Source organism: Aquabacterium sp. (assembly GCF_004297345.1).
Taxonomy (GTDB): domain Bacteria; phylum Pseudomonadota; class Gammaproteobacteria; order Burkholderiales; family Burkholderiaceae_C; genus Aquabacterium.
Window position 1 is genome coordinate 1 of sequence record NZ_SCTN01000265.1, and the last position, 3577, is coordinate 3577.

Sequence of the window (3577 nt, forward strand, 5' to 3'; positions counted from 1 at the left end):
GCGCCCTGCCCATCACCCGCGTGATCTGGCAGGACACGGGCACGCATGGTGTCGTGTCCTACTGGATGCCCACGGCGGACGAGCTGCAGCGCCTCAACCAAGGCATGGCCGTTCGCTTGACTGTGCTCGGCCGCACTCATTCTCCCCTGTCTGTCGGAGTTGATGGAGACCCACTATGAGACTCAGCGTTGACAAGAGCGACCCAGGCTATCACCCCCTCACATTTGGCGTAAAGGTCTACCTGTGCGGCGTGCCTGCCAAGTTTGTAGTGACCGCTGACGAAGAGAAGGGCATGTGTGTGATGCATGTTCTCAATGAACATGGACAACCTCAACTGAACCGTGAGCGAACAGAGGTCCTCACCGAAACAGTCTACGGATCAGTACGCATCGAGATACCGGAAGGTCATCCGCTGGCTTGTCCGACACCACAAGGTGAGGTAGCAGGCCGGGACTCTGACAACTGAGCAGGGCGAAGCCTGGCAGAAAGGACTACATGACGCAAAGCATCATCATCGTCGGCCCGCAAGGCTGCGGAAAATCGATCAACGCACCCGGCCTGTGCAAGGCCTTCAAGGTGAGCAAGTTCATTGATGAAGCCGACGTGCACTACCTGCACGAAGGAAAGATGCCGAAGGACGATCACTTGATCTTCGCCACCGAGTGGCCGCGCGACACGCAAGGCCTGAAGTGCGTCAACTTCGCATTCGCCATCAGCAAAGTCGCCAAGCCCCACCCGATGACGCCAAAGCGTGGGGCCTAGCGCCCATTCAGCGTCCCGCCTGCGGGTCCGCTGCAACGCCCGGTTAGGCCTGTGGCCACAACGACGAAAGGACCGACATGGACCATTTTGGAATCGGCGCCGCGATGAAGACGGCGAACTTGATCTACAGCCATGCTGCACGTAGAACGGGCCGAACCACCTCGCTGGTCGAAAGCCTGAAGGATGGCGACCGCGTGGTGTTCATCAACCGCATGGAAGCTGACCGCGTGCAGCGCCTTTGCCGGGAGCGCGGCACCAAGGTCGATTGCATCGTGATCGATGTGAAAGCAGCGCAAGAGCTGATGCATCGTGCGCCAAGTAAAGGGCGCACGCTGTTTGACCACACCTGGGTTGAACAGTTCTACTTGCACCAGATCGAACAGGCCGGGCGGGAAATCGACCACCTGCAGCGCGAGTCTTCAGGCTTTGGCACCCCGCACATCAAGACGCGCCGAACAGCCATCGAGCTGAGCAAGTGGGATGTTGGGGCCCAACCCCATGTAGCGGACATCAACGTCCCCTAACTCGCCAAACGCCGAGTTCTACGACAGCCCGCCTTGAGCGGGCTTTCTCTTTACTGTTGACAAGTAGGCGCATTGCGCCTATCATTTGTTTTGTGGTGGCACGCAGAGAGCCACTCGTCCTGAGGAGGCTAGTCGTTGCCGCCACGGAGAACGAGATGAAACTTTCTGATGTCTCGACCATCCGGTCGAACTTCCCAGAGGCCCACTTCTGGATTGTTCGCCGGGGCTCGGTGGATCGAGTCGGTGAGCCGGTCCGAGTGTTCAACCCAGAACACATCGGAATACGGGTCGAACAAACCGGCTTGCTCCTTCCGGACTACCTGTTCTACTGCCTGCTGGCCATACACCAGCAAGGCAGCTGGAAGCAGATAGCAACCGGTACGCTGAGCCTGGTCAACATTCGTGTTTCAGACGTTCGTAGCATCGAACTGTCGCCACGGTAAAAGGGAGGGGCCTCAAGGCCTCTCCCTTCCCTTCGGGGCGACTTTGGAGCAAACAACATGCGCATTGAACTTCCAGGCATCCGCGACCAGCAGGCCTTCATTTTTCAGCAGGCTACAGATCAGGCCATCAGGCAACTAAAAGCCAACCTGGAAGCCCCACGACTGCCGCCGCAACAGTACGTGACCGAGCAGGACTTCCCACGATCTCACCTGCTGCGTGAGTCCGAGGGATGGGAGGCGCCGCCGGCAGAACTCGTTCGCGCCTACTTCAAGCACTTCCAGGATCACTTCCCTGCCTACAACACGGACGGCAAGTTGGCCGCGCTGCTTGGACTGTCCAGCGATCGCCGCGTGCGAGAGTTCAAGGAAGGCGGCAGAAAGGTCCCCTATGGGGTGTGGCGCCACTTCCTGGTCATCACTGGACGGGTTCCTCAGGACGTGCTGCCCGTGCTCGCCTACATGGCCTAACCCAACCATGCGTAATCGCACGCTATTCGCACGCAAGACAATATTGCTACGGATGGACGGGGGTTCAATTCCCCCCGGCTCCACCATATTCAGCTCCGGCGCCCCGCCTGAGTGTGACTTAAACGAAACGATTGCACCAAATGCAATCGTTTCGTTGATTTCGCAAGATGCAAGGGCTTCGTTGAACGCGGAACGGCTCCCCTAGGGAGCCGTTTCTTTTTTCCCTGACCATCGCCGGCGTCTAGGCCGAGTCAATGGTCCGCGCTGTCTTGGCCGCGCTCAATCAGAATATTTGGCCTGAAGACGTCGCTCTTCTGCCTCTTTACGTACGATCTCAAGCTCTTCGAAGGCCACTTGGCGCACATGTGGATTACGGATGCAAGTACCTGCATCAAGAAGCGCCTCGGCCAAGCGACGGCGAGGAAACTGGGACATCGTTTGAACGAGTTGCCTCACAGCAGAGCGTGCCAATTTCTCGTTCAACTCCCTTAGAGCCACAGCTCTAGCGGCTCGTACCTGGACGCGGTGAGCCAAAAGCTTCTTGCAGGCGTCCGGTATCTGGTACATCAAGTGGCCTACTGACGTTCCCTTCTGTGCAGCGAACTCAGTCAAGTTGCAGTAGCTATCGGTCCGGGTGACCAACTCATCAATTTCCGTTTCAACAGCCATTAGCTGCTCAGCACTCAACTTGAACGTTGGTCTACTCAACGGCAAGCTACCCGGTTTCAAAGATGGCGCGTCTTGATACCCTCGCCCTGAGAGCAAGTCCACGGGCTTCGTGCCCAGTCTGTAGCAAACCTCCACAAACGTGTCAAATCTAGGCCGTTTGTATTGGTGCGCCCAGTCACGCAAGACGCTACCGTCGATGTGGATATCTCTCCCCAGCGCTTTCATAGAGCCACCTTTATGCGCATCGGCAACTTCGCGAAGCACCCTTGACCACACTTGTGAAGTCGCCAACGCTCGACTGGAGTCTGGGCGTTGCTCAAGCATTTGCAAGACAGAACGCAGTACGAATTGCTGCCGCTCATCCGGCGGATTCGCGCTCAACAGCCCTGATCGCCATCCGAGCGTTGCACCGCATGCTTGGCAACGACCATATGCTGCACTCTCCGCCAAAGGGAACTGCCCCGCCCCGCACTTTGCACATGCATCTTCCAGCGGACACAAATGAATGTGGCAGTGGGTAACGCTCGCGCATGCCCAGAGCAACAACGATGTGATTGGCCTTGCACTTTCACTTGCTTCAGCAACGCAGTCGGGGCACCACTTCCTAGTCTTATGTAACAGACCGGCGCCTTTTCCATCAAATAGACCTCGCCAAGACAAGAAGGTCGCCCGGTCAAGCTGCTTGTTCAGGGTTAGTCGCTTCAATGCAGC

General features: G+C 57.6%; 6 protein-coding genes and 1 pseudogene. 5 read left to right on the top strand and 2 right to left on the bottom strand.

The annotated features are described in order from the left end of the window. Positions 1-175 precede the first annotated feature (175 nt). From EPO09_RS09350 to EPO09_RS09370, 5 genes are all read left to right on the top strand, one after another. Positions 176-466, top strand: coding sequence for a hypothetical protein (locus EPO09_RS09350; protein WP_290642436.1), 291 nt, complete (start codon positions 176-178; stop codon positions 464-466). A 29-nt stretch (positions 467-495) separates the two neighbouring features. Continuing rightward, on the top strand, positions 496-762 hold the full coding sequence (locus EPO09_RS09355) for a hypothetical protein (protein ID WP_290642438.1): 267 nt from the start codon (positions 496-498) through the stop codon (positions 760-762). 77 nt (positions 763-839) lie between these two features. Continuing rightward, positions 840-1286, top strand: coding sequence for a hypothetical protein (locus EPO09_RS09360; protein WP_290642440.1), 447 nt, complete (start codon positions 840-842; stop codon positions 1284-1286). A gap of 155 nt (positions 1287-1441) precedes the next feature. Then, the gene (locus tag EPO09_RS09365; protein WP_290642442.1) at positions 1442-1729 is read left to right on the top strand and encodes a hypothetical protein; all 288 of its coding nucleotides are present in this window, start codon (positions 1442-1444) and stop codon (positions 1727-1729) included. Between the two features lie 57 nt (positions 1730-1786). Beyond that, on the top strand, positions 1787-2197 hold the full coding sequence (locus EPO09_RS09370; RefSeq protein WP_290642444.1) for a hypothetical protein: 411 nt from the start codon (positions 1787-1789) through the stop codon (positions 2195-2197). Between the two features lie 279 nt (positions 2198-2476). Here the strand turns inward: EPO09_RS09370 and EPO09_RS09375 are convergent, their stop codons facing one another. Beyond that, complete coding sequence (locus EPO09_RS09375) at positions 2477-2866, bottom strand: hypothetical protein (protein WP_290642446.1); 390 nt, start codon at positions 2864-2866, stop codon at positions 2477-2479. 501 nt (positions 2867-3367) lie between these two features. Next, positions 3368-3571 (bottom strand): annotated as a pseudogene (locus EPO09_RS22335) (TniQ family protein); the annotation flags it as partial. Between the last annotated feature and the right edge of the window lie 6 nt (positions 3572-3577).

What these genes read in the sequence shown, in the direction of transcription:
- EPO09_RS09370 (WP_290642444.1), top strand. Translation starts at nt 1,787, where the DNA reads ATGCGCATTGAACTTCCAGGCATCCGCGACCAGCAGGCCTTCATTTTT.
- EPO09_RS09360 (WP_290642440.1), top strand. Translation starts at nt 840, where the DNA reads ATGGACCATTTTGGAATCGGCGCCGCGATGAAGACGGCGAACTTGATC.
- EPO09_RS09375 (WP_290642446.1), bottom strand. Translation starts at nt 2,866, where the DNA reads ATGGCTGTTGAAACGGAAATTGATGAGTTGGTCACCCGGACCGATAGC.
- EPO09_RS09365 (WP_290642442.1), top strand. Translation starts at nt 1,442, where the DNA reads ATGAAACTTTCTGATGTCTCGACCATCCGGTCGAACTTCCCAGAGGCC.
- EPO09_RS09355 (WP_290642438.1), top strand. Translation starts at nt 496, where the DNA reads ATGACGCAAAGCATCATCATCGTCGGCCCGCAAGGCTGCGGAAAATCG.
- EPO09_RS09350 (WP_290642436.1), top strand. Translation starts at nt 176, where the DNA reads ATGAGACTCAGCGTTGACAAGAGCGACCCAGGCTATCACCCCCTCACA.